Origin of the sequence: Rhodocytophaga aerolata, assembly GCF_030503435.1 — a bacterium.
Taxonomy (GTDB): domain Bacteria; phylum Bacteroidota; class Bacteroidia; order Cytophagales; family 172606-1; genus Rhodocytophaga; species Rhodocytophaga aerolata.
The window spans coordinates 108,146-135,017 of the sequence record NZ_JAUKPO010000012.1; the positions used below are offsets into that span (position 1 = coordinate 108,146).

Consider the following 26,872-nt stretch of genomic DNA (forward strand, 5'->3'; position numbering starts at 1 on the left):
AAAGAACGCTTTATCGTTACCTATATCTCTTGCCTCTGCCTTTGTCGTCTGTATCATCTTCATCGTCGTCGTCGCCAAAGGAGCCCGGCCCGGAAAACATACTGCTGAGCAGATCTTTAAACTGTAATCCTGCAGTCAACATATTTTTGCTGATCATGGAGTATTCAGCCAGGCCATGTAGAGCAAATTCCATCAGAAACAACTTGGTAGCTTCATCCTGACGGGCATGATACGCATCTATTAGTTCTCTCAAGCCTTTTACATTGTTCAGCGCAGCTTTATAATCTTTGTTAGACAGGTCGTTTAGCAAATCTATGGTATTACCCTCCCCAAACCAGTCGGTTATGCGGCGATAAGGATTGTCTGTTTTATTTTTTTGCTGTTTTTTTAGTTTTTCCGGGTCCGGAAAATACAGCAGGAATTGCGTACGTAATGCTTTGCCAATCAGATTCTGGGCTACAATCACGGGGCCTTCTTGTTCTCCTTCATATACCAGTTCTACCTTCCCGGTAATAGAAGGAATTATACCCCATAAATCACTTACGCGAACATAGGTATCTTTCTCACTGTTTAATAATGTTCTGCGTTCAGCCGCACTTAATAAATTTTCATAGGCCGAAATGGTCAAACGAGCCGATACCCCACTTTTGGCATCTACATATTCACTTTTACGTGCTTCAAAAGCAATCTGCTCAATCAGGTCAGCCACGAGTTCGTTGATCTGTACTTTATCTACTTGCTCCTCTTTTACAATGGCTTCTTGTCTGGTAATTTTCTTACCTATTTCAATGCTCTTCGGATAATGGGTTACAATCTGGCTATCTATCCGGTCTTTTAATGGTGTAACGATACTTCCGCGGTTGGTGTAATCTTCCGGATTAGCTGTAAACACAAATTGTATGTCTAAGGGCAAACGTATTTTAAAGCCACGGATCTGGATATCGCCTTCCTGAAGAATATTAAATAAAGATACCTGTATTCTTGCCTGCAAATCTGGAAGTTCATTTATCACAAATATTCCCCGGTGCGAACGTGGAATCAACCCGAAATGAATTACGCGTTCATCCGAATAAGGTAATTTCAGCGTAGCCGCCTTTATTGGGTCAGCATCGCCAATCAGGTCAGCTACCGATACATCTGGAGTAGCTAGTTTTTCGGTATATCTTTCTGACCGGTGCATCCATTCAATAGGCGTTTTATCCCCGTGTTCGGCAATCAGGTCTATCGCATATCTGGAAAGTGGCTGCAAGGGATCGTCATTTAGCTCAGAACCTTTTACTACCGGAATATACTCATCCAGCAGATTAATCATCATACGGGCCAGGCGGGTTTTAGCTTGTCCACGTAACCCAAGCAGGTTAATGTGGTGCATAGATAATATGGCCCGTTCCATATCCGGAATTACGGTTTCTTCATAGCCCCAGATACCTGGAAAAACTTCTTCTTTGTTCCGTAACCTGGCGATAAGATTATTCCGCAGTTCCTGCCGGATAGGGGTTGGCTGGTAACCCGTAGCCCTTAGTTCTCCTAAAGTCTTTACTTTTACTAATTGTTCTGTTGAGAGATCCTTATATTTCATGTTCCGATTTATCGTTGGTTTGATTTGAATGCATTGATATTAACTAGTAAAAAATGGGATGCAATCTAGCTTAGCTCCTTCTGCACAATGACACAAAGCAGCTTATAGCAAATAGCATAATACATCTTATCCTTTACACATTTTTCCGGCGGTTGCGCTGGTAGTCTTCAAAAATATAATTGCCTAATCCTTTGAGGCTGCTGTAATAGGCTCTGCCCTGGTTTACTTCGGTGAATTCGCGAACAAACTGCTGTAAATAAGGGTCGGTAGCAATCATAAATGTAGTGATGGGTATTTTTATACGGCGGCATTGGGCAGCCAGGTTCAAGGTACGGTTAAGTATTTTTCTATCTAAACCAAAGCTATTTTTATAATACCGGATACCCTCTTTTAAGCAAGTAGGCTTTCCATCGGTAATCATAAAAATCTGCTTATTCTTATTTTTCTGCCTCCGCAAGATGTCCATAGCCAGTTCTAAACCTGCTACCGTGTTGGTATGGTAGGGGCCTACTTCCAGGTAAGGCAGATCTTTGATTTGTACTTTCCAGGCATCGTTTCCGAAAACAATAATGTCCAGGGTATCTTTTGGATATTTCGTGGTAATGAGTTCGGCTAAGGCCATCGCTACCTTTTTGGCAGGCGTAATCCGGTCTTCTCCGTAAAGAATCATGGAATGGGAAATATCTATCATTAGTACAGTAGACGTCTGGGACTTAAACTCCGTCTCCATTATTTCCAGGTCGTCTTCCATGAGCATGAACTCATTAATCCCATGGTTGATCTGCGCATTGCGGATAGATTCCGTCATGGATATTTGCTCTAAAGTATCCCCAAACTGGAAGTTTCGTTTATCGGAACTTAGTTCATCACCAGTGCCGGAGAAGGGAGTGTGATGGTTACCGCTCTGCGTTTTCTTCAGTTTGCCGAAGATTTCTTCCAGGGCACTCTTCCGGATAGATTGCTCACTTTTAGCGGTCATCACAATTTTACCGCCGGGTGTTTCTTCCGTAATGTATCCTTTATCTTTCAGCTCCTGAATAAAATCGCCCATGCCGTACTCATCGGTAGTCATGCCGTATTGTTTGTCTAGTTCATTCATCCACTGCAAGGTTTCACTTACGTCGCCGGAAGTGACTACCATTAGTTGCATGAATACTTTCAGTAAATTATCAAAGGTGCTTTTTCCCTCTTCCGAAGGAGAAAATTGGGAGAATCTGTAACCAAGCATAAGTCAGTGGAATTTGTAAACTAACGTTACCAGGTTAACAATAGTTTACGGGATTTGGTTGTAAAATAAAGCGGTAAATGTAATTTATTGAAATTGAGTATTTTTTACAAGCTTACTAAAAAAATAAGTTGATTTTAATTGCAAGCTGCTGCGCTAAGCAAACACGAGTTGTTCTAACCAGCATATCTCTTCACCATTCATTTAATATACCTTTTCAGGAAGATGCAAGATAGTGCACTGATTTTCTGTTGCGGAGTATAGTCATAGCTTTCAAAAGTGGTGTAAACGAATGACCTTTTTTATGGTTCTGCATGCTTATGTTAAACAAAATGTGCCAATGCCGAAAAAGATGTTTATAGGCATGTGAAATACGCATCTGCGGATCGTAAATATGTGCAGGCTCTGAGTTAGCTCCATTCAGTTCAAGTATTTTTATATTCCGTCCTGCATACAGATCTTCCAGACCAGGTACTCTGATATCATATCTGCCAAAGTAAAACCCATCTATAGTTCTACTGATGTTGTCGAAAACCTGTACAAGCCCAGGTGTAATCAGATGATTGGCATTCAGAAAGGTAGTGCCCCGCGCATGATTGCCAATGCTTACTAATTCAAGTACTTCTCCTGGCTTCAACACTTTCGTGAGTTCCCCTTTATACAGCTTCAGCAACATAGGCAAATGGTACTTTGTCCGGGTAAACCGGTTAAACAATTCCTGTAAGGTAGACTTTCCATCGCCAGTGACAGACAAAAATTCTTTTTGTACGATAGAGGTTATATAACCCCGAGCCTGTCCAGGCATCCGATGATACATTATTCCAAATTCAAGCGGATAATCGATATATTCCTGTATCAATAATTTTTGGCGGTTCTGGCTCAGGTATTCCATAAACGCTTGACTGTGATTGATCTTCTCTACTTTCCACCCCCGTTCGCCTACATCTGGTTTAATAATTAACGGGAAAGACAGGCCCTGACTTTTGATTTGCTTAAGAAGTTCTTCCGGATCACTGACGGCTGAGTTTATCAATACTGTCTTCGGAATAAGTTCGCTAGAAAACTGCTTGATTACGTTGTATTTGGAATACCCCCCAAAACCTCCTAACTCCATTCTGGGATTGGCCGCACTAAAAAAAACAAAAGACCGGGCACGGATACTCAACCAGATCCAATAAAAGTAAATAGGTGTATAAAACAACCAGAATGGCCAGAATTCCCATTTCGTTAATTTTATCCAGGAGTTACTCATATTATTTGTGGGTACGCTAGCCGGCGGAAGGTTTGTTGCGCCAGTGTGTTAGTAGCTAAATCTTCATAATACATCCTGAGTAAAGATATTTCAACTTCTACACTAGTAATGCTCACGGTAGAAACGAGTCCTGGACGATTCATCCGGATATTATAGGATGTATCAGTTCCCTTGCCACCACTTTGATGAAAGCCTCTAATGGATTCTACGTTAAAAGCCTTTTCCTGTAGCCACTGTGAAAACCACAAAGTCCGTTCTTCTATCATTTGACGGTCGTACAAAGTTACCGATGACCATATATATGGCTGTTGAGAATTTGTTTTACTGATATGTTTTTCTTTCCCATCCCAGCGGAGTTCGGTTAGTATTACTGTGCTGGCATGTTGCACCATAATCATGGTAAAGGGTTCTATTCCCTGGAAATTATAAGCATGGATAAATTCATCTACAGATGCATAATCAAAAACGGATACTACTACCAGCCCGCGGCTTAGCCGGTATGGAGGTTCTGGTACATGATTTTCGAAAGCCCCATTCAGTAAACACACCGTTAATGTGCTGCTGCTAGCTATCCAGGTACCACCTTTGTCGCCGTCTTGTGGAAACAAAACCTTGGCATGGAAAGGGGTGTGTTTATATACAGGAAAAAGTGCAGGCTTACGGGCTATCCGTTCGTCGCGGCTGGACGTAAGAATAAACGTAGTATCGCTTGTTGGCAGATAGGTAACTGTACACATTACGGTAAAACAAGTAATAGCTTAAAAAGCAAAGGTATATAAAAAAAATTCCACCAGGCTTACAAGCAACCTGGTGGAATAGATGAATTACCTTCAATTACCTATGTTAATACCTGGCTGTCATCTGATTGCGGTGTGCATCCAATTTCAAGAAAATAAACAGCAAGATAGTAAATGACCACAAGGATGAACCTCCGTAGCTGAAGAATGGCAAAGGAATACCAATTACGGGCAGCAACCCAATAGCCATGCCTATATTTACAAAGAAGTGAATAAATATAATAGAGGCTACTGAATAACCATAAATACGTGCAAAACGGTCTTTTTGCCTTTCAGCTAAATAGATAATCCGGCAAAACAAACCTATAAATAGGCTGATAATAATTAAACTTCCAATCCAGCCGTGTTCTTCACCAATTGTACAGAATATAAAGTCAGTACTTTGCTCAGGTACATAGTTCAGTTTGGTTTGTGTACCTTCCAGAAACCCTTTACCTGCCAGACCGCCAGAACCAATTGCAATTTTTGATTGAATTACCTGCCAGCCTACGCCATGTAAGTCGACCATTGGATCGAAAAGCACCATAATTCTGGCCCGCTGGTGAGGAAGCATTACATCATTTACTATTTTATCTACTCCTATCGCTACACCAGCTATCAGCAAGCATCCTGCTAACACTAAGGCTATATTCTTAAATGTTTTTTTAGGAGTAAGCCCGATCACAATAAGGCCAACGGCTGCTATGCCTAGCACCAGATATAACTGAGGAACAATTAATGCCAGTACGAATACAAAAATGGCAAATGCACCCAAAATCAACACCCAGGGCGTAAGGCCTTCGCGGTACAACACCAATATAAAAGCAGAAAACACCATGGTTGATCCTGTATCGTTCTGGATCAGAATCAGTAAAGCCGGCACGCCTAAAAGAATGGCACAAGTAATTTGCGTACGCAACTGATCGAAGCGTACTCCTACCCGGCCCATGTATTTTGCCAGGGCAAGTGCTGTAGCAAACTTAGCAAATTCAGAAGGCTGAATACGTATGCTGCCTATCTCAAACCAGGATTTAGCGCCATTTACGTCCCGGGCAAGCGCCAGTACGCCTATTAATGCTATAAGCACTACGCCATAAATTATATAAGCAAAGAACTCGTAAAATTTATAATCTAAGAGCAAAATCACTAGAATAATAAAAACGGCACACCCAATCCATAACAACTGCCGGCCTGAGTTTAGTGACATGCTGAAAATATTCTGCTTGGCCTCCGGATCATACACCGCAGCAAATATATTGAGCCATCCAGCTATTACGCAGATGGCAAACAGTAGCACCGTCAGCCAATCTATCGTTCTGGAAACACTATCTCTGTCGTCGTACATCTCCTGTATAAAATTTAATAATTATCGGTTGCTTTTTATTTCTCTTACCAGTACTGGTTCTTCTGCTTGCTTAACCACCGTATCTTTCTTCACCACTTTCATTTCCTTTTTCACAATCGTTGTATCTTTTTTAGAGACTACTATGGAAGTCGGTTTAGGCAGTTCAGGCATAAAGCTTTTCTCAATTAATGATTTCTCTAAGGGCTTCCGCTTCTTGTTAACTTCACCTTTGATATATTTTTCCATAATCAGTGAGGCAATTGGAGCAGCTATTACCCCACCAAACCCTGCATTTTCTACATACACAGCCACTGCTATTTTAGGATTGTCTTTTGGAGCAAAACAAATGAATACGGAGTGATCTTTGCCTTTTTTATTTTCGGAGGTACCCGTTTTTCCACATACGGTTATACTGTCGATAATCGCTAACCTGGCCGTACCTGCACGTACCACATCGGCCATAGCATCTACTACCACCTGGAATTTATCACTTTCTACCCCCACATAGTTCCGGGTAGTATATTTGGAATCTATCTTGCCTTCTTTACCAACGCCTTTGATTAAATGAGGGGTATAATAATAGCCGCGGTTAGCAATAATGGCTGCTAAGTTAGCCATTTGCAGCGGTACTACCCCTAACTCACCTTCGCCAATAGCCATGGAATACCAGTTGGAGAATTTCCAGCTGCCTTTTCCATATACCCGGTTGAAGAAACTCGTATCTGGTACAAAGCCCCGTTTTTCATTAGGAAGATCAATACCTAACGTACGGCCAAATCCAAACTTACTAATGGCATCACGCCAGCGCATTAAGCCTCTTTCTGAATCTTTAAAAGTATTTCCTGTCTCTTTATGATAGATATACTGCCGGAAGGCCTGGTAGAAATAAACATTGCAGGAAAATTGAATAGCATTGTGCAACCCATTATGCGCCCCTGAATGGTGATGGCACCCCATAGGGCCAACATCAGGCAAATGTGCCGTAGTAGTAAGTGAACCTTGCTGCAAACCTACCAATGACTGCACCAGCTTAAAGATAGAACCCGGCCGGTATACTGCTTGTATCGGACGGTTGTATAGTGGAATTAAAGGATCTTTCTGCAATGGACCGAAATTTATCGGAAATTCACGCCCGGTAAGCATATTCGGATCATAGGTAGGCGAAGATACCATGGTAAGAATTTCACCTGTAGATGGTTCTATAGCTACTACACTTCCCACCTTGTTCATCATTAAAGTTTCTGCATACTGTTGCAGGTCAATATCTATACTGGAGGTAAGTGCCTCCCCGGAAACAGCTGAGGTATCCATCTGGCCACTTTTGAAGGAGCCTTTTTCTACGCCTTTTACATCTACCAATACATACCGGACACCACGTTTCCCACGTAATTCCTCCTCATAGGAAGATTCAATTCCGCTAATACCCACATAGTCACCTTGCTTATAATAGGTCTGTCCTGGAGCTTCCAGTTTCTTCTTGCTGATTTCTCCGATATAGCCTAATGTATTAGCCATTACCTTTTTAGGATACGACCGGATTGTACGGGCAGTAGCATAAAACCCAGGATAATCTACTAGGGCACCCTGGATTCTGGCAAAATCCACATTAGATACTTGCTTGAGAAAAGGATAAGGTTTTACCCGTGAATATGCTTTAGACGCTCTGGCTACCCGGAATAATGAATCGAATCCGGATCTGGTAAGACCCATTACGCGGCAAAAAGCCAACGTATCTTCAATCTTAACCTTTTTCGGAATCATCATGATATCGTATACCGGAGCATTGATTACAATAAGCTTACCCTTGCGGTCGTAAATCTGCCCACGTGTGGGGTATTGCGTAACCTTTAATATAGCATTGTTCTCCGCTGCTGAACGGTAGCTTGTGTCTACTACTTGCAGAAAAAACAACCGGATCAGGAACACCACTCCGACGGCTATAAAAATACCCATTACGACATATTGTCTACCTTCTCTCATGTATATATTGGTTGAAGTTAGTAGCTAGTTGATGACTCCGAAAGTCAGAAGGAAACGATAGCAAAAAGTCGTTCAGAAGATTTATAATCTGTAAAATTTTAGTCAACTTTTTATTATTTTCTATATCAAAAATCCAAAATAGTTATTGAATACACAACAAGTCCAGTGAAAAAAAAGATTCTTTTCTGTACCTCCTGTGTATGTTTTAACATAAAATGTACCAATCTATTAGCCTCTTCCTAAGAACCTGTTTTTATATTTCATCACCGCTGGCTCTGCTTATTTTTGTCATATTTACTTATCTGAAACGGACCAGACTAAGGCCAAAACAGAAACAGCTTTTATAACTGCTACAAGGCAAAAAGCCGGAAATCATAAATGCAGCATCGGTATTTGCCAGAAGATTTTTAAACTGAGTAATTGTTTTTTATCTATATTTAATGATACAACCTAAAAACCTGCTTATTATTTTTTGTATGTAGGGTTTATTGTAAAAAATATCCACTTTACTGCTTTACTCAACCAGCCTATTTTCAGCAGTATTTTTCATAGGAATATATCTGTTTTCTTTATTACAAAAGTCTCACAGTGTATGCGAAATAGTTATACATATTCCATAATAGCTCTCCTATTCTTTTGTTTTCTGCTGGGTGTTGGCACAGCTTACTCTCAGACAGGCACTCAAATAATTAGAGGTAGAATTACTGATAAAGATTCAAAGATCGGGCTTCCTGGAGCAGCCATTGTCTTACTGGACAATTCTCCTGAGATGAAAGGAACTGTAACGGATACTGATGGCTATTTTAAACTTGCTAATGTTCCACTGGGTAAACATAGCATCCGGGTTAGTTATATTGGCTATCAGGAGTTAGTGATTCCTACTATTGTGGTTAACGCCGGAAAAGAGGTAGTATTAGCCTTGGAGCTGGAAACTTCCATTATTACCATGACTGAAGTGGTAGTAAATGCGAATAGCAAAGACGGCTCTGTGAATGAAATGGCTACTGTCAGTGCCCGCACCTTTTCTTTGGAAGAAACGGAACGCTATGCTGGCAGCCGCCAGGACCCCGCCCGGATGGCCTCTAATTTTGCAGGTGTACAAGGCTCCGACGATTCGCGGAACGACATTGTGATCCGGGGCAATTCGCCAGCCGGGGTACTTTACCGGCTAGAAGATGTAAATATTCCCAACCCTAACCATTTTGCCATTGCCGGAACAACAGGTGGCCCGGTAAGCATACTCAATAACAAGGTACTGGGCACTTCTGACTTTATGACTGGGGCTTTTCCAGCGGAATATGGTAACTCTCTGGCAGGTGTTTTTGATCTAAAAATGCGTAATGGCAATAATACTACCCATGAATTTACCGGGCAGTTTGGTATTCTAGGTACAGAACTAGCTGCAGAAGGCCCTATCTCCAGGAAGAACCGTTCATCGTATCTGGCCACTTACCGGTATTCTACCTTGCGCATGTTTCAGGCAATAGGAATTAATATTGGCACCACAGCCGTACCAAATTACCAGGATGCTTCTTTCAAACTGAACTTCCCAGTGAGTAAAAAGAGTAATTTTTCCGTGTTTGGTATTGGGGGAACTAGCAAAGTAGATATTATTGTGAGCAAATTTACAGAGCCTCCAACCGACCTGTATGGCGATATAGACCGGGATCAGTATTTCCGCTCAAATATGGGTGTAGCAGGTGCTTCTTTTAGCCATACGTTCAATGCTTCTACTTTCGCCAAAGTTTCTTTATCCGCTTCCCACTCTAAGAGCTGGGCTTTCCATGATCTGGTTTTCCGCTATGTGGATAATACAGACCTAGTTCCATGTTTAGGCTACACATTCACTCAAGGAATTACTTCTTTGGCAGGCTACGTTACACACAAACTTTCGGCCAGGCACACATTAAATGCAGGTTTATTTGCAGACAGGTATCAATTTAATTTTATAGACAGTGTGCTAAATGAAAATACTAATGCCTTCGAAAACCGCTTCGATTATAGAGGAAACTCTTATTTACTTCAGCCATATGTGCAATCTAAATACCGCATTACTGAAAATTTAACCTTGAACTCAGGCTTGCATAGTCAATGGTTTTTGCTCAACAATAGTTTTTCTTTAGAACCAAGGCTAGGAATGAAATGGAAATTTTCTCCCCGTAAGGCATTCAGTGCTGGGTATGGTCTGCATAGCCAGATGCAACCAACCTATATTTATTTTTATCATATACCCGGTACAAACGCCAATGCACTGCATAATAAAAATTTGGGTTTTACCCGCAGCCACCATTTCGTACTTTCCTACGACCATTCTTTATCCAGGCAGGTGCGTGTAAAAGCAGAAGCTTATTACCAATCTTTATTTAAGGTACCAGTTAGTATCGTTCCTTCTTCGTTTTCTTTGCTCAACCAGGGTTCTACATTTGAACGGTTTTTCCCAGATACCTTAACTAATGCGGGAACTGGCGAAAACTATGGCATAGAGCTTACACTGGAGAAATTTTTTAATAATCATTATTTCTTTATGCTCACCGGTTCCTTATTTGAATCTACCTACAAAGGCAGCGATGGCGTAAAGAGGAATACAGACTTTAATGGAAATTTTGCCCTGAACCTGTTAGGTGGCACCGAATACACAGTAAAAAATAAAACTTTCACGCTGGGTGGTAAACTTACCTGGGCTGGGGGCAGGAGGCATTCACCTGTAGATGAAATAGCTACCCAGAAAGCAAATGATGTAGTAATTATTGATGAACTGAGAAACACCCTACAATTCCCGAATTATTTTAGGGCTGATATCAGGCTAGGGTTTAAACTGAATTCCAAACGGCTTACCCATGAGATAGCACTAGATCTGGTAAACTTATTTAATATAAAAAATATGCTGTCTGTCACGTATGTCCCCGACCGTCTAAATCCGGAAGCCGGCTATTTAAGACAGGAATACCAATTGGGCTTTTTACCTTTATTTTATTATAAAATAGATTTTTGACATAGCCTTTATACTTTACCCCATGTACACCTTGATGATTCTTTTGTAGATTCCTAAAAGGTATACAATAACACCATTAAACTAAAAATCTCGTGAAAGTTATTTCAGGAGATGTGTAGGTATGTACCTTGCCTGTATAATGTCTAATTACGGCCTTTGGAAAAAAACAGGTATTGGATAAGTGTGACTAACACAAACGTAAAAGCTGTACTAGCTACTGTTTTGAGCAGGGTAAAAAAGAATAAATTAAACTGGCTAGCCTCCACAAAAAACAGCACCGCATGATGTAGAAATATCAATATCAAAGCATAGGGAGCAAACCATTCCATGCCCATGCTTTGCAGAGTTAACCTGGCATTTTGTTCATAACCGCCACGGGGTGTGTTCAGCCGGATAACATATGGCCTAAAATAAGCTACAACCGTACTGGCCGCCGCATGTATACCTAAGGTATCATAGAAAACATCTATCAGCAGACCGGTACTGAACCCTACAAAGAGTAAAAAAACCGGACTGGTATCGAAGGGCAGCAGCAGGATAAAAGCAATGTATACAAAGCAGAACGCCACATCAAACAACACCATATTGCGCACCAGGAATACCTGCAACGCCAAATAGACCACGAAATAAAAAATCTGTAAAATATAATCCCTGCTATTCATTTAACCCGGTTAATGTACGTCTCTCTAAGGAATCCTGTTCTGTCTGTAACAGGTTCTCAACTATATATACATAAGAAAGCCGATAAAAATCTATGGAAAGATCCAGATTAATATCGTAAAAAGCATCGTCTCCTTTCAGGGAGAAATTTTTAACAGTACCTACCATAACTCCTTCCGGGAAGATCGTATTGTAGCTGGTCGTAACGACCGTATCTCCTTTCTGCAACTCCACATGGCGTGGAATATACAGCAAGTCTATTTCCTTGGCATTTTTGCCAATCCAGCGGGCTGTACCAAAGGTGCCATTTTTCTTAATCTGGGAAGAAACCTGCATTTCTGTGTGCAGCAGTGATACCACATTCGAGAAATGATCTGAGCAATATTTTATTTTACCTACCACTCCTTCCGGCGACACAACCCCCATGCCGGGCTTTATACCATCCAGGGTGCCTTTATCTAAGGTAAGATAATTATTAGTGCGGCTGGTAGAATTGTTGATTACTTTGGCTACTTTAAACCGGTAACGCTGGGCTACTAAAGAATCGAGCCAGTACCCTTTGGGTATAGCAGAGTCTCCCTGCTGCACTAGCCGGGCATTCAGGTTATTCAATTTGGCATTTTCATGGGCAAGGTCTGCATTTACCTTTCTTAAATTCACAAATTCAATTACCGTATTTGTAGCAGCCATCATCTGGGCTGCATACCGGTTAGTTGAGTTAAGAAAAGCCGCATTCTGGTAACGGTTGTTTTTTACAATCAGCCAGGCACAGAGCAGCTCTATCAGTATAAAAAATATAAATGCCCTGTATTGGTAAAAGAAAAGAAATAACCTTTGCATGGAGAAAGAATAATGAATAATGACGAACGATTAATGTAACTTTTCATTAATCATTCGCCATCAGTCACTGATTTGTATTATGTTATTAAAACAGCTTTGAAATTCTTTAAGTTCTTCAGGGCTACACCTGTGCCTCTTACTACGGCTCTTAAAGGATCGTCGGCTATATGAATTGGTAACTTAGTTTTAGCTGCAAGCCTTTTATCCAGACCACGCAGCAAAGCTCCTCCACCGGTTAAGTGGATACCATTTACATAAATATCTGCTGATAATTCTGGCGGAGACATCTCCAGTGCTTTCAGTACAGCTTCTTCGATTTTAGAAACAGATTTATCCAGAGCAAACGCAATTTCACCATAGGTTACTTTAATTACTTTTGGAATACCGGTCATTAAATCGCGTCCGCGGATTTCATAGTCAGGTGGAGGATTTTCCAGTTCGGTTAATGCCGCGCCAACTTCTATTTTCACCTTTTCTGCAGAACGTTCCCCAATCAGCAGGTTGTGCTGGCGGCGCATATAATCCAGAATGTCTTTTGTAAATACATCACCAGCAATCCGGATAGATTGTTCACAAACAATACCAGATAAAGCAATTACGGCAATTTCTGTGGTTCCCCCGCCAATATCTACAATCATAGAACCCATGGGCTGCTCTATATCTATTCCAATACCGATAGCAGCAGCTATAGGTTCATGAATCATATATACTTCCTTAGCACCAGCATGCTCACATGAATCTTTTACCGCCCGTTTTTCAACTTCAGTAATACCAGAGGGAATGCACACTACCATCCGGTGAGAAGGCGTAAACAAATTGCTCCCTGTATTAATCATCTTGATCATACCCCGGATCATCTGCTCGGCAGCTGTAAAGTCAGCTATCACCCCGTCTTTCAGTGGCCTGATCGTTTTAATATTTTCATGGGTTTTCTCATGCATCTGCATAGCCTCTTTCCCAATCGCTAATACCCGGCTGGGCAGGTTCCTGTCTATAGCAATAATAGAAGGCTCATCAATAACGATTTTATCTTTATAAATAATGAGTGTGTTAGCGGTACCAAGATCAATAGCAATATCGCTGCTAAGAAAATTAAATAATCCCATTTTAAAGAAATCTCCTGTTTAAAACCTACGTAGAGGAATAATATTTAGTAATTGTATATCAGGTTAACAAATAGCCAATTGAGCATTAGCGAAATTAAATCTATCTTTTTGTCTACTAAATCGCAAAGAGTAACATTTAATTTTATGCAATATCACTCTAATTATTGGTTATTATATATTTTGAAATGAAAAAAACATTACATTGATAACAAATAAAAGATATTTGCTTTAAATACCTGATTAATGTTTGAAATGCCTGATTCCGGTGAAAGCCATAGCTAGCCCATTGCTGTTACAATAGTCTATGGAATCCTGGTCTTTTACAGAGCCACCTGGTTGCACAATTGCCTGTATGCCAACTTTATGTGCAATTTCTACGCAGTCAGGGAAAGGAAAAAAGGCATCAGAAGCCATCACCGCGCCTTGTAGATCGAAGCCAAACGATTTAGCCTTTTCTATAGCTTGCCGCAAGGCATCAACCCGTGACGTCTGCCCAACACCACTTGCCAGTAATTGCCCTTTTTTGGCTAAAACAATGGTATTTGATTTGGTATGTTTAGCAATCTTAGCAGCAAACACAAGAGCATCTTTCTCCTCGGTGGTTACCTCGCGTTGTGTTACAGAGCGCAAATCAGCTGGCGACTCAGTACGGTTATCAATGTCTTGCCGGATTACCCCATTAAGTAATGTTTTCACAGAAACACTAGGCAAAGCTACCTCTTTGCGCTTCAACAGAATACGGTTCTTCTTCCCCTTTAAAATCTGAAGGGCTTCTTCTGTAAAACTTGGGGCAACTAATACTTCAAAAAATAATTTATTTAACTCTTCGGCTGTTTCTTTATCTACTGCTGAATTGGTAATAAGCACCCCGCCAAAAGCCGAAACAGGATCTGCCGCCAGTGCTTTTAAATAGGCTTCTTTTACGGTAGAAGCTGTTGCGGCCCCACAGGCATTGGTATGTTTGAGTATAGCAAAAGCCTTATCTCCTTCAAATTCATTAATAAGTAACACCGCTGCATCAATATCTACCAGGTTGTTATAAGAAAGCTCCTTGCCATGCAACTGCTCAAACATGGCCTCTAGGTCGCCATGAAAATACCCGGCTTGATGTGGATTTTCGCCATACCTTAATTTTTTTGTCTGACTAAGGCTTTGCTTAAAAACCGGAATTTCTGCTTCGTTATTGAAGTAATTGAATATGGCTGTATCGTAGTGAGACGTAACTTCAAAAGCAAGGGCCGCAAACTTTTTACGGTCAGCCAGGTCAGTAGTACAGTTTTTTTCTCTGAGCAAACTTTCTACATCGGCATATTGATTTCTGGACGATACAATAAGCACATCTCTAAAATTCTTTGCTGCCCCTCTAATTAAGGATATCCCACCTATGTCTATTTTCTCTATAATATCTTCTTCACCGGCACCAGAAGCAAGGGTTTCTTCAAACGGGTAAAGATCCACAATAACTAGATCGATGGATGGAATATCATACTCTTTTACCTGCGATTGATCTTCGGCTTCTTCCCGTCTGAACAGAATACCGCCAAACACTTTCGGATGCAGCGTTTTTACGCGGCCTCCCAAAATAGAAGGATACCCAGTGAGATTTTCAACAGCTGTAACAGGTAATTGCAGGTTTTGCAGAAAGGTTTGGGTACCTCCGGTGGAATATAATTTTACGCCTTGTTCGTGTAGTAACTTAGCAATAGGCGCTAAGCCATCTTTATAAAAAACAGAAATTAATGCCGACTCAATTTTTCTGGAATACATTGGTTAGGATAAGGTAAAAGTAAAAGTTGGTAGGGTGATATGGATAAATGGGTTTACTATTTTTTTGCGAAATTACGTTTTAATCAAAACATATTCAAAGATGAGGCTCTGAAATTAATTTTTCTATAACCGGGGCAAAATGAGCATGTTCTAGTGCTTGTACTTTGTGTGCCACTTCTTCTGGCGTATCTGTAGATGTTACCGGGCAAGATGCCTGAAATATAATTTTTCCTTTATCATATTCTTCATTTACCAAGTGAATGGTAATACCAGAATTGACCTCTCCTGCCTCTACTACCGCCTGGTGAACTCTTGCCCCATACATGCCTTTGCCGCCATATTTGGGTAATAACGCCGGGTGTATGTTCACTATTTTATCTGGAAAATGCCGGATGAGGTTTACCGGAATCAGCCATAAGAAACCTGCTAGCACCACCCAGGTAACCTGGTGTTTTTGCAGGATATGAATTACTTCGTCGGTTTCATAAAACTGGCTACGGGTAAAGGTAATAGCAGGTATATTAAATTGTTGAGCAACAGTTAAAACCTTAGCTTGGCTGTTGTTACTTAATACTAAGGAAATACGAACACTAGGATGCTGAGCAAAATACTCCATTATTTTTTGTGCATTAGACCCGGTACCCGATGCGAAGATAGCTATATTGATCACTTATTTTGTTGGTTTTAGTTGATAAGACTCACAGGGAGCAGGCGTATATTCTTCTCTATGCTATAGATTTTCATGTGATTACACCAGTGCCATGCTGAGTATACCGCTTAGCATTATCAGTTTGCAGAACTTACTTAAATAGGAAAACTCCCTTTTGGTATCTGCCCAAAATAATTTATAGGTGAGCCAGCCGACTGGCACTAAAATAAAAAAACAAAAGTACATAACTACCACATTTTGCAGATAGGCTGAGAGGGAAAATAATACAAGCAGGAAACAAAAAATCAGGATATATAACAATATTTTTGTCCGGCGTATGCCCCATATAATGGGCAACGTCTGGCAACCAAAGGTTGCATCTCCCCTTACATCTTCCATGTCTTTAATAATCTCGCGGATTAGTGAGATGAAAAAAGCAAAGGCTGCAAACGTGTACACCAGAAACTCATTTCTCGGCTGGTATATCCATACCACTAGCAGAGAGGCTGCTGTTAATAACGCAATAGTAAAATTTCCTGTAAACGGCTGCCTTTTTAACTGGTTCGAATAAAGCCACAGTAAAAAGCCAGAAACAAAAGTAACTAGCCCTACCTTCCAGTCTACCATAAAGGCCAACAGAATGCCGGTTACATTCAGTAACAGGTGTGAGATCATCGCCCATCGGCGGCGCAGAATCCTCCCAACCACTACCCGTTTAGGTTTGTTAATGGTATCTATTTTTATGTCGTAATAGTCATTAATAATATAGCCGGCAGCCGCTACCAGTACAGTCGAAAGGGTCAGCATCAGAAACCGTACATCCATGAAATGACTTACCCAGGCATCTCTGGGCCCAACCAGGAAGATTCGGACAAAGTATTGAGTAAGGATGATAAATAGCAAATTAGGCCACCGGATAAGCCTTAGAAAGCCCATTAATAATATTCGCCTGATCCGTAATCTGCGGGATATGCCCATACATTGATTTTGTACGAAGTTACTCGTCTTTTGCAGGAATTACAATGTGCAGGCATTTATTGATGCAGCTAACAACGGACGTTAGAAACGAAGATCTAAATCTGCATTTGATTCAGAGAAAGATATATCTTTTAAAAGAAGTTTCCGTACAACCTGGATAGTACTTCCCTGCTAATAAACCAAGGAAAGTCTGTTTCAGCAGGCTGAAGAACTTATTTTTCAGTGGTATGCTAAAGGGGAGCCGTATTATCCTGCCAGTTAAAAGAGGTTGTAGGGTAAGTGAATTTACCAGCGAATGTATTAGTAGGCAGGAGACACTCTTCATCATCGTTTCTGTTTATATTCTTAATCAATTCTAATTATACTAATAACCTATGCAAAAGTTAAAAGGTCAATCTGCATTAGTTACCGGTGCCAGTTCTGGTATCGGAAAAGCCATTGCCATAGAACTAGGGCGGGCAGGCGCTCAGGTAATCGTAAATTATCATAGCAGTGAAGACGGAGCAAAAGACACCGTAAAAGAGATTGAAGCGGCTGGAGGCAAAGCCATTGCTATTAAGGCAGATGTAAGCAAGGAAGATCAGGTGCAACGCATGTTCAAGCAGATGTTTGAAGCCTTTGGCACGATTGATATTCTGATAAATAATTCAGGCTTGCAAAAAGATGCCCCTTTCCTGGAAATGTCTCTGGATGACTGGCAAAAAGTGATTGACATTAATCTTACCGGACAGTTCTTATGTGCGCGGGAAGCAGCCAGGGAATTTGTCAGAAGAGGGGTTGTGAAAGAACGCTCGGTAGCCGCAGGCAAAATCATTTGTATCAGTTCTGTACATGAAGTGATTCCCTGGGCCGGACACGTAAATTATGCTGCTTCTAAAGGAGGAATTATGTTATTTATGAAATCTATAGCCCAGGAGTTGGCTCCTCTCAAAATCCGGGTAAACAGCATTGCGCCAGGTGCCATCAAAACACCTATAAATAATGAGGCATGGGAAACCAAAGAAGCAGAAAAAAAGCTGTTAGAACTTATACCGTATGGCCGGGTAGGCGAAACTTTAGATGTAGCTAAAGCCGCCGTATGGCTTGCCTCCGACGAGTCCGATTATATACATGGGGTTTCATTACTCATAGATGGAGGTATGGCTTTATATCCTGGCTTTGCAGATAATGGATAACACTTCTGTTATTTTACAGAAAAGGGATAGCAATACATCTACCCCTTTTCTGCACCTGCCCTGTTAGACTCAATGGGCTGTTGCTGATACTGGCATAGCACCAATTTGCTGCATAAGTGCAACAGTATCCACCTGCATCCAATGGTTAACGATTTTGTTGTTGGCTACCTCATAAATAATAATGCCTTCAAAATTTACCGGACGTTCTGTAGCAGGCACGCCAAACAAATCTCCTTTATGCTCGGCTTCTATCATGAAACGAACTGTTACTTTGTTTCCCTCTGCAATAATATCTTTAGGAAAAAACTGGTAGTTGGGTAAGCCTGCTTCAAAAATAATGATATGCCCCTTCAATACTGGATCGTTGACGTATTTATCGATGGTGGCTTCAGATTTTTCCTGGCATAGTGCCTGGATGTATTCTTTAATTAAATTCCGGCTTTGTTCAGTGGTCATCATAAGTTGGGTCTCCTCAGGTTAAGTTTGAAAACAATACAGAGCCTAAAATACATTCTTAAAATCTTTTTGTATTGTAAAAAACGGACATTCGTCAGGCTCCTATTACCTGTGCTATCCGCTGCTGGTAATGCCTGTATTCTGTTGGACTTCTACCCGAAAAATCGCTGATATCACGAATAAAATGTGCCTGATCATAATAGCCGCACGAATGCACTTTATCCATCCACGTACCAAAATCACCGGAAGATAAATTACTAACATAGTTGAACCGCTTGATGCGGGCACACATCTTCGGCGAAATTCCTACTTTTTCTGTAAAACGCCTGCGCAACTGTCTGGAGCTTATACACAGGTCGTCAGACAAATGACCAATCGATAAAATACCTTTCTTATGAAGAATAGCTTCTACGGCATAATCTACTATATCTGGTTCCGGATCTATCTTATGAATCTTATCTAACATAAACTTTTAAAGTACTTGTATACGTGTATAGGTTGTTTGGCACTCCAATAGGCAGTTTTCCAGACTAGCAGCTTCTTCCTTTAAAATCAATTGTAAATCAACGCGCTGATCTGTAAACTCTATCATTGGCATTTGTAGTACATAAGACAATCCTACCGGCCAGAATACCACTCCAATCATACCAATAGTTCCGCTTAGGCGCAACGTATAGTTCCTTGTGAACTGACCGGCAACAAAGCAAGAAGGAATACGCTCCGATGTACCATCATTTTTTAACAGATACGGAGGGTCGCCATAATTAAATACCATTCCGCCCAAACCATTCGGTGGAGAATTTATCTCTAGCGGTGAGACAAGTGGCTGTTTTTGCTCCCATACATAATAGCACATTATATAGGGCTGTAAAGCAACTGAAGGTGAAATCTTATAATACTTCATGGCTTAGTGCTTGGTGAGGCTAGGAATATACAGAGGATATCTGATATAATCAACTGATAAATAGGGCTTTTTAAACTTCAATCACTAAACTTTGTTCATTATCTTTGTTAGTAATCTGTGTTAGTTGCGTGCATAAATAAATAGAAATGCAACAGCAAATTTCAATAGGCTTATGTACAAGAAGGAAATATCTCAAAAAAGAAACCCGGATGCATACCCGGGTTTCTTTTATCAGTAATCTTGCAGCAGGTATTTACCTGTAATACATACCTCAAGAAGCAAGACTATTATAGTACGTTATAATTAGTTGTACTGCTTGCTTATTTTTATGATTGTATTTGTTGGCGTTCATAAACTGCTCTACCTGCTGGGATTTTTCGCCAAATACAGCCATAAACTCACTTTTTTTAGCGGGAATCTCCCTTATAACACCTTCCGTTATCAGATATAATTTTTCCTTTTTTATAATTTTTGCATCTTTCTCTCCTACGTTCAAGGCTACATTATAATTAGGTTTACTTATCTCAGCTGTTGTATGTGAACCGAGTATAATACTACCTGGAACCAGTATTTTAACAAACCCCTTCAAGGCTTTGCCCCCTTTGTAGTTCTGTATATTGCTATATAATATTTCTTCTGCATTTTGCTGTAGAACGAACTTGAATACTTCATAGCCCGGAAGGACTTTTACTTTGTTTTCATGTTGTATCTCCAGCTGATTGTTTAGGATATCATATTTAATTGGCAATACCTCCGTCTTCTGCCCTCTGTTCAGATAGATAGTCCCATTACTCCATTGGTCATTTGTATAGGCGCTCCCTTTTAATTCAGGTGGCTTGCCCGGCAGTTGCCGCATATAGTTTCCCGGAATAAAGCTATAATCCTGAAACTGCTCCTTGGTGAGTACATTAGTAGCTGACTGGCTGTAGGTTAAAGAAGAAAATAGTAACAGGAAAGAAAGGAGTAAAATAATCTGTTTCATAGACTAAAATTTACATAAAGTTCTTGTAGTTTCCTCAAACAAAAAAGCAGAGAAAAGTATTTCTCTGCTTTTTACTATCTATCCATAAAAAGACTGTTATGGTCTTATTCTAACCCGTACCTGCTGTGTAACAATTTGAGTGTCGTCATCCAAAGTAACTAAGAAGATAAAGGCAAGTTCTCTAAACCCTGGAGCCGCTACAGTAGTAGTTGGAACAGTCGGGCGCTTCGTCTTAAATTCATCAAGCGTAGTAGTAAACGTAGCGGTGGTTCCACTTCCTGCAATAGGGGCTTCAGTGTAACTGGCACTATTTAACGTTCCGGCATTAATGGCTGTAGCACCTGCGCCTACTTTGGTAATCTCTCTTATGGTACGGCCACTGTTTTCTGGAATAGCCAATGTAAAGGTAATAGGTTCCCCTGCGTTAAGAGCTGCCAGAGATTTGTCTATATAGGGATTAAAGCCGAAAGTAGTAGCACCCGGAAATGTTACAGGCACCGCCGGCCTGTTATCTCTTACCAAGTCACTAAATTCATCATCTTCTTTACAAGAAAAAGCAACTATAGCCATTACCAGGAGCAGAAGCAATCTATTTATTATATTTTTCATAAGAATACGTTCGTTAAAGTTAATCAAAAAGTTAGTCTACATCCCACCACAACTTCTCATTAGACAATGGGCCTGGATTTGGGAAGTTAGGATTTCTAGATAGTTCCTGCTCTATATATTGAGCCCGCACAGGTCTGGTTCCATCTATTCCTACCGCATTTTGAGATGGAGCAAGCACCGGATACCCTGTTCTTCTCCAATCATTCCATGCTTCCAGGCCATTACCAAACCAAGCAATCCATTTTTGAGTCATAATTTGTTCCAGCTGTTGCTCTGTAGAGCCAGAAAGTGTAGCAATCGCTGGATTAGCATCCAGATAGGCTGTTATTTCTGCAGATGTTAATCCTGCCAACTCCATAGAAGCTGTAATAGCTTCTGTATAATATTCTTGGGCAGTTTGTGTTGTGGCAACTCCTGGCAAGGTTAAAGCAGCTTCTGCCAATATAAATGCACGCTGAAAATTAGTTACCAGGCGCACAGGACCTTCGCCATTAACACCAGTAACATACGAATTGTATCTACTCCAGTTTGCTACAGGCTGAGGTAATGTTCCTCTAAAGCCGTTATCTACGGTTACATAATCAGCTCCTGGTTTAGTAACGAATATCGGTAGTCTTGGGTCGTTAAGTGATTCTAAAACATCTACAAATCTGGTACTCACAATCAACTCATCTTTGAAACTGCTCACATTCGTATAGGTATGAATGGGACTCTGGCTACCCACACTCGCGCCAAATCTCACATTCAGATCTTCTGTGTTAGACGCAATATAACTTTCAGGACCTTTAGCTAATACTTCATTAATAACACTAGCAGCTAAGGCAGGTTCTCTACGGCTGATTTGCATAGCAAATTTCAATAGAAGTGTATTACCGGCTTTTTTCCACTTTTCTATGTCTCCTTCATATACGAGATCATCGCTACCAGGAGTAAAGGTACTAGCTTCTTCCAGGTCTGCTAACCCTTCTCTTACTAGGTCGAATAAACTCTGAATACCTAAAGCTGAGTTGCCTTTGTATATATCTTCTTGTGAATCTATTCTTGGCTGTAAGAACTCGGTACCTTTTAAAGCTTCAGAATAAGGCACATCTCCCCATACATCGGTTGCAATGCTAAAAGTGTAGGCTTTCATAATTTTGGCTATACCTACATAGGCATTGGCACCTCTTTCTTCACCATCTTCAATTAATTTCTGGTAATTTACTAAAGCACCACCGTAAATTTCAAACCGCCACTGGTTTCCGAAAACACCTCCATCTATATTGTAGATGTCGTAGGCTGCGGGGCTACCTGCGGCTCCCGCCAAATGGGTTACTGTAACGGCAGCAAATCTGTTAAGCTCATTTGCATTGGCAAAAGCTGTACCTGCTAAAGCACTTGGTAACAATACTGGAGGCGTAACAGCAAGTGGGTTATTAGGCGTATCATTTACGTCTAAATAATCTTCGCACGCGCTTACTCCCAATAACAAGGGAATAAGTAAATAGTAGGCGTATTTATATATATTAGTTCTTTTCATTTGAGTTAAATTTTATGATTCTATGAATCTGTAAATCTGCCAATAGCTTAAATCGAGGCTAGTATACTATTTTATAACCCTATCAATCGGGCTGTTATTAGCAGGAACTGTTGTTACAGGAAATTATAGAGTAAACCTTATATTAAAGCCATAATTCCTGGTGTTAGGAGCCCCATTTAAATCCATGCCCTGGATGTTACCGGCTCCTTGTGTATTAACTTCTGGATCGCCAATGAAATTAGGTGCAAAGAAATACAGGTTACGTCCGCTTACCCCGAAGGTAACTGAGCCAAAAGGAGTTTTGCTTAATAAACCTGAAGGAAGTGAATAATTAAGGGCCAGTTCTCTTAACCGGTATACTGTTGCATCGAAAACAGCCGCCTCGGAGGCCAATCCACCTAAACCAGCCCAGTAAGACTGAGCACTGATTTGAATGTTGTTTGGACGATAAGTACCATCGCCATTATCGATTACCCCTGGTAAAATTCTAGGCTGATCTCTATCTATAGCTGTTACAGCCAAGCTACCATTGCCACGGAGATCAACTGCACCAAAGGAATAAAGGTCTCCGCCTTGGCGGGTGTCTACCAATACAGAGAGCGAAAAACCTTTGTAATTAAATGTATTGGTCAAACCAGCTGTCCAATCAGGATTAGGATTAGCAATTACTTCACCAGCAATGCCGGGTACAAACAACCCATTGGTTGGGTTAATTAAATATTCACCGGCATCATTACGGGCATTGGCAGTACCAACAATTACTCCATAAGGTTGTCCTTCGACAATAGAAGGAGCTATACCAATAAATAGATCACCATCAATATTTGACTGTGTAACGCCAGGTGCAATAGACACCACTTTATTCCTGATACGTGTAAAGTTCAGGTTGATATCCCAGGAGAACGCACTGGTTTTGATAGGTGAAGTAGTTAATACTGCTTCCCAGCCTTTATTTTCCAACTCTCCTACGTTTGTAGTTCTGGTATCGTATCCGGTAGTATTTGGTACAGCTACATCGAATATTTGGTTTGTACTCTTAGACTCAAAATAGGTCACATCCAGGCCAAATCTGTTCTGAAATAACCCAAGATTTGCCCCAAATTCATAAGATGTAACAAACTCTGGAGTCAGTTCATTGCTACCAATCCGGCTGCCAATCTGAAAACCTGGGATACTGGCACTACCTACACTCATAGGGAAAGTTATACTTGCCAGATTGTTTCCATAGGTAGCTGGCACATATACGGTGTTTAACAGATACGGATCTGCATCCCTACCTACCCTAGCGATACTGGCTCTTACTTTTGCATACGACAGTATATTAGATTCTACATTAAACGCATCAGTAGGAACAAAGCTAATAGCAGCTGCAGGATAAAAATAGGCATTATTTGCTTTTGGTAAGGTAGAAGACTGGTCTACTCTTCCAGATAATTCCAGGAAAGCAAAGTTGTTATAATCAAATGATACCTGTCCATAATATCCAACAAGTCTTCTCAGTGAAGACTCCTCTGCACTACTAGTAAACACAGATGCATTAGAAACGTTTGTGAACTGAGGAATTGTTAATGATTCCCCTACTACGCTACTATTCTGAAATCTTCTTTGGTTTAGGTTATGACCCAATAAAGCGTTGGCATTGAAGTTTTCAAAAAATAAGTTATCCTTTTTAAAGGTAAGAATAATGTCCTGGTTCAGTTCTTGGCGGAAGAAGTTATCCTCAACAAGTTGACCTAGTGGGGCTCTTGCTGAACCAATCTGCAAAGTCAGTTTCCGTCTGTCGGAGTATACGTCGGCAGTAGCTCTGTAGGTAACACTAAACCAATCAGTTATGTCATATCCTAAACTAAAATTGCCAAATACACGGTCTACCTGACCATCAAGCACTTCATTTTCCGTACTCCAAAGCGGGTGATTTTGGGTAGTTAAAAAATAAATACTTCTTCCCTGTTCATTTGTATATGGCCTGCCTGTTAAATCATAACTTCTCGGGATACGTGTTAGCTGGCCAAAGGCACTACCTCCGTTACCCATAGGCGTACCACTCTGCCCGGTATTTACATAGGAGATCTGAGTTCCTACTTTCAAACCATTGTTCAACTTAGTATTGCCTCCGATCTGTACGTTGTGCCTGTTAAACTTTGTGCCTGGAATAACACCGTTTTGTAGTGTACTTCCTAAAGACAATGCAAAGTTTTTATCAGCATCGCCGGAAGCTATGTTTACAGAGTTTTGTAGGATACGGCCAGTATCAAAGAAATCTCTAACATTATTAGGATAAGCCTGATAAGGTACTTCTTCTCCTTGTAGATTTATTACGGTTGCATACCCAGGTGTACCGAAAGCAGGTCCCCATGAGTTGGTGGAGTTATTTACATAATCGTTGTTTGCTCCCTGGCCATACTGGTTCTGATATCTTGGCAAACCATATACATTCTGGAAGTTTACGGAAGAGTTTACAGTAACTTCTGTTTTGTTGTTCAGATTCTTGCCAGATTTGGTAGTAATAACGATGGCACCGGCAGAAGCTCTTGATCCGTAAAGAACGGCAGCTGCCGGACCTTTCAAAATATTAATTGATTCAATATTTTCAGGGTTGATATCAGCCAGGCGGTTGGAAGGCTGCGAGCCAAACAAGGTGTTCTGGGTATTGTTCAGGTCGTTGCTGAAAATAATACCATCTACCACAATCAGAGGCTGGTTGCTTCCATTGAAGGAGGTAATACCCCGGATATTAATATTAGTAGAAGCACCGGGTGCACCGCTAGCTCCCAAAATGTTAACCCCAGCTACTTTTCCCTGCAGGCTGTTTAGTAAATTAGGTTCAGAGCGCTGTGCCAGTTTGTCGCCATTTACCGATTGTACCGCATAACCTAATGACCGTTGATCGCGTTCAATCCCCTGGGCAGTTACAACAATCTCTGTCAGCTCTGTTACGTCAGATCCCATTTGCACATTTACTGTACTTCTGTTAGCTATAGCTACTTCTTGTGTGGTAAGACCTATAAAGCTAAATACCAGCGTAGCATCACCAGCAGCGGATATACTGTAAGTTCCGTCAGCAGAGGTAGTAGTACCGTTGTTTGTCCCTTTAACAATTACGTTTACGCCTGGCAATGCCGTGCCGTCGTCTGCTGAAGTCACTTTCCCAGTGACAGTTCTTTCTTGTGCCCAGAGCTGGCTGTGACTGGTAATGATCAGCAGCAAAGCAGCACACATTAGTAAAATCTTCTTCATACTAATTTGTTGGTTAAAATGTAAGGTAAGTTTTTTGTGAAACTAAAAAGGTTAACTATTGTTTGTAACTTATTCGTAGAAATATTCAAATAGGTGAACAAACAATATCAAAGGCAATTTAGTACAAAATAATTTTTTTCATAATAAGATGTTAGCAAAATTTTTTTCATCATTATATATTTTGTACTATTTGAAGCACGACTAAAATGCAAATGAAGGTTGGAATAGTTAAAATGCAACAAAATAAAAAATTCAAATTACTATTACCGATTTAATTCTATTTTACTGATTCTAAAAATACTTACGCTTCCAAAATTAGCTTCTTGGCATATTTGCCAAAATAATTTAGTATGCATACCTACTACTTTACTTAATAAATAGCACTTATTTTCAGAAAGACTTATATATAATTTGGCATATAATATTATTTTTGACCAGTATCAGATTACATCAGCATGAAAATTGGCTTAATAAAATACAATTTCGGGAAAGTATATGTGAGGTACTATAGCAGATTAAGTTCATAGAAGCGGGTTATGGTATTCTGTAGAAAAGTATTTTTTTAAGAGTAAGTAATAGAGTATCACAACTTATTCTACAAAGTTTCTTCTATAGGGCAAAAATTTTTGTGGCGGCAGTTAATTATCGCATAGAGGGCTATATCTAATATATTCATCTTTCATGACTAAGGCTATTTCAGACTAATGAGCTAACCTTATTAACAAACTGCTTCTTTATTTTATATGGTATGGCTTTAGATCCGGGAAGGCAACTGCTATAAAAGCAAGTGCTTTTAAGCATGTTATACTGAATATTCAGCTGAAGATGTGATAAGTAGAAA

At 40.5% G+C, this 26,872-nt stretch carries 21 protein-coding genes; 2 read left to right on the forward strand and 19 right to left on the reverse strand.

The window, feature by feature from the left end:
* Nucleotides 1-16: 16 nt before the first annotated feature.
* The 6 genes from Q0590_RS19780 to mrdA form a co-directional block, all read right to left on the reverse strand.
* Nucleotides 17-1,579, reverse strand: coding sequence for a P-loop NTPase family protein (locus Q0590_RS19780; protein WP_302039328.1), 1,563 nt, complete (start codon nucleotides 1,577-1,579; stop codon nucleotides 17-19).
* Nucleotides 1,580-1,712: 133 nt separating this feature from the next.
* Nucleotides 1,713-2,807 carry a vWA domain-containing protein gene (locus tag Q0590_RS19785; RefSeq protein WP_302039329.1) on the reverse strand — a complete coding sequence of 365 codons (1,095 nt, stop codon included), beginning with the start codon at nucleotides 2,805-2,807 and terminating at the stop codon, nucleotides 1,713-1,715.
* Between the two features lie 214 nt (nucleotides 2,808-3,021).
* On the reverse strand, nucleotides 3,022-4,056 hold the full coding sequence (locus Q0590_RS19790; RefSeq protein ID WP_302039330.1) for an ATP-grasp domain-containing protein: 1,035 nt from the start codon (nucleotides 4,054-4,056) through the stop codon (nucleotides 3,022-3,024).
* A complete protein-coding gene (locus Q0590_RS19795) occupies nucleotides 4,053-4,793 on the reverse strand; it encodes an NRDE family protein (protein ID WP_302039331.1) in 741 nt (246 codons plus the stop codon). The genes Q0590_RS19790 and Q0590_RS19795 overlap by 4 nt, the downstream gene beginning before the upstream one ends.
* A 106-nt stretch (nucleotides 4,794-4,899) precedes the next feature.
* A complete protein-coding gene (gene rodA / locus Q0590_RS19800; RefSeq protein ID WP_302039332.1) occupies nucleotides 4,900-6,177 on the reverse strand; it encodes a rod shape-determining protein RodA in 1,278 nt (425 codons plus the stop codon).
* Between the two features lie 21 nt (nucleotides 6,178-6,198).
* Nucleotides 6,199-8,157, reverse strand: coding sequence for a penicillin-binding protein 2 (gene mrdA / locus Q0590_RS19805; protein ID WP_302039333.1), 1,959 nt, complete (start codon nucleotides 8,155-8,157; stop codon nucleotides 6,199-6,201).
* A gap of 592 nt (nucleotides 8,158-8,749) precedes the next feature.
* Here mrdA and Q0590_RS19810 point away from each other — a divergent pair.
* Nucleotides 8,750-11,149, forward strand: coding sequence for a TonB-dependent receptor (locus tag Q0590_RS19810; protein WP_302039334.1), 2,400 nt, complete (start codon nucleotides 8,750-8,752; stop codon nucleotides 11,147-11,149).
* Nucleotides 11,150-11,292: 143 nt separating this feature from the next.
* Here the strand turns inward: Q0590_RS19810 and Q0590_RS19815 are convergent, their stop codons facing one another.
* The 6 genes from Q0590_RS19815 to Q0590_RS19840 all read right to left on the reverse strand — a co-directional run bounded on the left by Q0590_RS19815 (nucleotide 11,293) and on the right by Q0590_RS19840 (nucleotide 17,149).
* Nucleotides 11,293-11,811 (reverse strand): Rod shape-determining protein MreD, encoded by a 519-nt coding sequence (locus Q0590_RS19815; RefSeq protein WP_302039335.1) that lies wholly within the window; start codon nucleotides 11,809-11,811, stop codon nucleotides 11,293-11,295.
* On the reverse strand, nucleotides 11,804-12,649 hold the full coding sequence (gene mreC / locus Q0590_RS19820; protein WP_302039336.1) for a rod shape-determining protein MreC: 846 nt from the start codon (nucleotides 12,647-12,649) through the stop codon (nucleotides 11,804-11,806). Before mreC ends, Q0590_RS19815 begins: the two co-directional genes overlap by 8 nt.
* A gap of 77 nt (nucleotides 12,650-12,726) precedes the next feature.
* A complete protein-coding gene (locus tag Q0590_RS19825) occupies nucleotides 12,727-13,755 on the reverse strand; it encodes a rod shape-determining protein (protein WP_302039337.1) in 1,029 nt (342 codons plus the stop codon).
* Nucleotides 13,756-13,995: 240 nt separating this feature from the next.
* On the reverse strand, nucleotides 13,996-15,522 hold the full coding sequence (purH, locus tag Q0590_RS19830; protein WP_302039338.1) for a bifunctional phosphoribosylaminoimidazolecarboxamide formyltransferase/IMP cyclohydrolase: 1,527 nt from the start codon (nucleotides 15,520-15,522) through the stop codon (nucleotides 13,996-13,998).
* A gap of 94 nt (nucleotides 15,523-15,616) precedes the next feature.
* Complete coding sequence (purN, locus tag Q0590_RS19835) at nucleotides 15,617-16,192, reverse strand: phosphoribosylglycinamide formyltransferase (protein WP_302039339.1); 576 nt, start codon at nucleotides 16,190-16,192, stop codon at nucleotides 15,617-15,619.
* A gap of 78 nt (nucleotides 16,193-16,270) precedes the next feature.
* The gene (locus Q0590_RS19840; protein WP_302039340.1) at nucleotides 16,271-17,149 is read right to left on the reverse strand and encodes a geranylgeranylglycerol-phosphate geranylgeranyltransferase; all 879 of its coding nucleotides are present in this window, start codon (nucleotides 17,147-17,149) and stop codon (nucleotides 16,271-16,273) included.
* A gap of 374 nt (nucleotides 17,150-17,523) precedes the next feature.
* On the opposite strand from Q0590_RS19840, the gene Q0590_RS19845 reads away from it, so the two are divergent.
* On the forward strand, nucleotides 17,524-18,324 hold the full coding sequence (locus Q0590_RS19845) for an SDR family oxidoreductase (protein ID WP_302039341.1): 801 nt from the start codon (nucleotides 17,524-17,526) through the stop codon (nucleotides 18,322-18,324).
* A 69-nt stretch (nucleotides 18,325-18,393) separates the two neighbouring features.
* Here the strand turns inward: Q0590_RS19845 and Q0590_RS19850 are convergent, their stop codons facing one another.
* The 7 genes from Q0590_RS19850 to Q0590_RS19880 form a co-directional block, all read right to left on the reverse strand.
* Nucleotides 18,394-18,783: an ester cyclase gene (locus Q0590_RS19850; RefSeq protein ID WP_302039342.1), complete on the reverse strand. Its 390-nt coding sequence runs from the start codon at nucleotides 18,781-18,783 to the stop codon at nucleotides 18,394-18,396.
* Between the two features lie 91 nt (nucleotides 18,784-18,874).
* Nucleotides 18,875-19,246, reverse strand: a complete 372-nt coding sequence (locus tag Q0590_RS19855) for a helix-turn-helix domain-containing protein (RefSeq protein WP_302039343.1) — start codon at nucleotides 19,244-19,246, stop codon at nucleotides 18,875-18,877.
* Nucleotides 19,247-19,252: 6 nt separating this feature from the next.
* Nucleotides 19,253-19,684 carry a DUF6597 domain-containing transcriptional factor gene (locus tag Q0590_RS19860; RefSeq protein WP_302039344.1) on the reverse strand — a complete coding sequence of 144 codons (432 nt, stop codon included), beginning with the start codon at nucleotides 19,682-19,684 and terminating at the stop codon, nucleotides 19,253-19,255.
* Nucleotides 19,685-19,955: 271 nt separating this feature from the next.
* On the reverse strand, nucleotides 19,956-20,666 hold the full coding sequence (locus Q0590_RS19865; protein WP_302039345.1) for a hypothetical protein: 711 nt from the start codon (nucleotides 20,664-20,666) through the stop codon (nucleotides 19,956-19,958).
* 96 nt (nucleotides 20,667-20,762) lie between these two features.
* A complete protein-coding gene (locus Q0590_RS19870; protein WP_302039346.1) occupies nucleotides 20,763-21,275 on the reverse strand; it encodes a hypothetical protein in 513 nt (170 codons plus the stop codon).
* A 31-nt stretch (nucleotides 21,276-21,306) separates the two neighbouring features.
* On the reverse strand, nucleotides 21,307-22,794 hold the full coding sequence (locus Q0590_RS19875; protein WP_302039347.1) for a SusD/RagB family nutrient-binding outer membrane lipoprotein: 1,488 nt from the start codon (nucleotides 22,792-22,794) through the stop codon (nucleotides 21,307-21,309).
* A 123-nt stretch (nucleotides 22,795-22,917) separates the two neighbouring features.
* Nucleotides 22,918-26,031: a SusC/RagA family TonB-linked outer membrane protein gene (locus tag Q0590_RS19880; protein WP_302039348.1), complete on the reverse strand. Its 3,114-nt coding sequence runs from the start codon at nucleotides 26,029-26,031 to the stop codon at nucleotides 22,918-22,920.
* Nucleotides 26,032-26,872: the final 841 nt, after the last annotated feature.

Excerpts from the sequence above, each read along its gene's own strand:
- Q0590_RS19780 (WP_302039328.1), bottom strand. The coding sequence starts at position 1,579 with ATGAAATATAAGGATCTCTCAACAGAACAATTAGTAAAAGTAAAGACT.
- Q0590_RS19785 (WP_302039329.1), bottom strand. The coding sequence starts at position 2,807 with ATGCTTGGTTACAGATTCTCCCAATTTTCTCCTTCGGAAGAGGGAAAA.
- Q0590_RS19790 (WP_302039330.1), bottom strand. The coding sequence starts at position 4,056 with ATGAGTAACTCCTGGATAAAATTAACGAAATGGGAATTCTGGCCATTC.
- Q0590_RS19795 (WP_302039331.1), bottom strand. The coding sequence starts at position 4,793 with ATGTGTACAGTTACCTATCTGCCAACAAGCGATACTACGTTTATTCTT.
- rodA (WP_302039332.1), bottom strand. The coding sequence starts at position 6,177 with ATGTACGACGACAGAGATAGTGTTTCCAGAACGATAGATTGGCTGACG.
- mrdA (WP_302039333.1), bottom strand. The coding sequence starts at position 8,157 with ATGAGAGAAGGTAGACAATATGTCGTAATGGGTATTTTTATAGCCGTC.
- Q0590_RS19810 (WP_302039334.1), top strand. The coding sequence starts at position 8,750 with ATGCGAAATAGTTATACATATTCCATAATAGCTCTCCTATTCTTTTGT.
- Q0590_RS19815 (WP_302039335.1), bottom strand. The coding sequence starts at position 11,811 with ATGAATAGCAGGGATTATATTTTACAGATTTTTTATTTCGTGGTCTAT.
- mreC (WP_302039336.1), bottom strand. The coding sequence starts at position 12,649 with ATGCAAAGGTTATTTCTTTTCTTTTACCAATACAGGGCATTTATATTT.
- Q0590_RS19825 (WP_302039337.1), bottom strand. The coding sequence starts at position 13,755 with ATGGGATTATTTAATTTTCTTAGCAGCGATATTGCTATTGATCTTGGT.
- purH (WP_302039338.1), bottom strand. The coding sequence starts at position 15,522 with ATGTATTCCAGAAAAATTGAGTCGGCATTAATTTCTGTTTTTTATAAA.
- Q0590_RS19840 (WP_302039340.1), bottom strand. The coding sequence starts at position 17,149 with ATGGGCATATCCCGCAGATTACGGATCAGGCGAATATTATTAATGGGC.
- Q0590_RS19845 (WP_302039341.1), top strand. The coding sequence starts at position 17,524 with ATGCAAAAGTTAAAAGGTCAATCTGCATTAGTTACCGGTGCCAGTTCT.
- Q0590_RS19850 (WP_302039342.1), bottom strand. The coding sequence starts at position 18,783 with ATGATGACCACTGAACAAAGCCGGAATTTAATTAAAGAATACATCCAG.
- Q0590_RS19855 (WP_302039343.1), bottom strand. The coding sequence starts at position 19,246 with ATGTTAGATAAGATTCATAAGATAGATCCGGAACCAGATATAGTAGAT.
- Q0590_RS19860 (WP_302039344.1), bottom strand. The coding sequence starts at position 19,684 with ATGAAGTATTATAAGATTTCACCTTCAGTTGCTTTACAGCCCTATATA.
- Q0590_RS19865 (WP_302039345.1), bottom strand. The coding sequence starts at position 20,666 with ATGAAACAGATTATTTTACTCCTTTCTTTCCTGTTACTATTTTCTTCT.
- Q0590_RS19870 (WP_302039346.1), bottom strand. The coding sequence starts at position 21,275 with ATGAAAAATATAATAAATAGATTGCTTCTGCTCCTGGTAATGGCTATA.
- Q0590_RS19875 (WP_302039347.1), bottom strand. The coding sequence starts at position 22,794 with ATGAAAAGAACTAATATATATAAATACGCCTACTATTTACTTATTCCC.
- Q0590_RS19880 (WP_302039348.1), bottom strand. The coding sequence starts at position 26,031 with ATGAAGAAGATTTTACTAATGTGTGCTGCTTTGCTGCTGATCATTACC.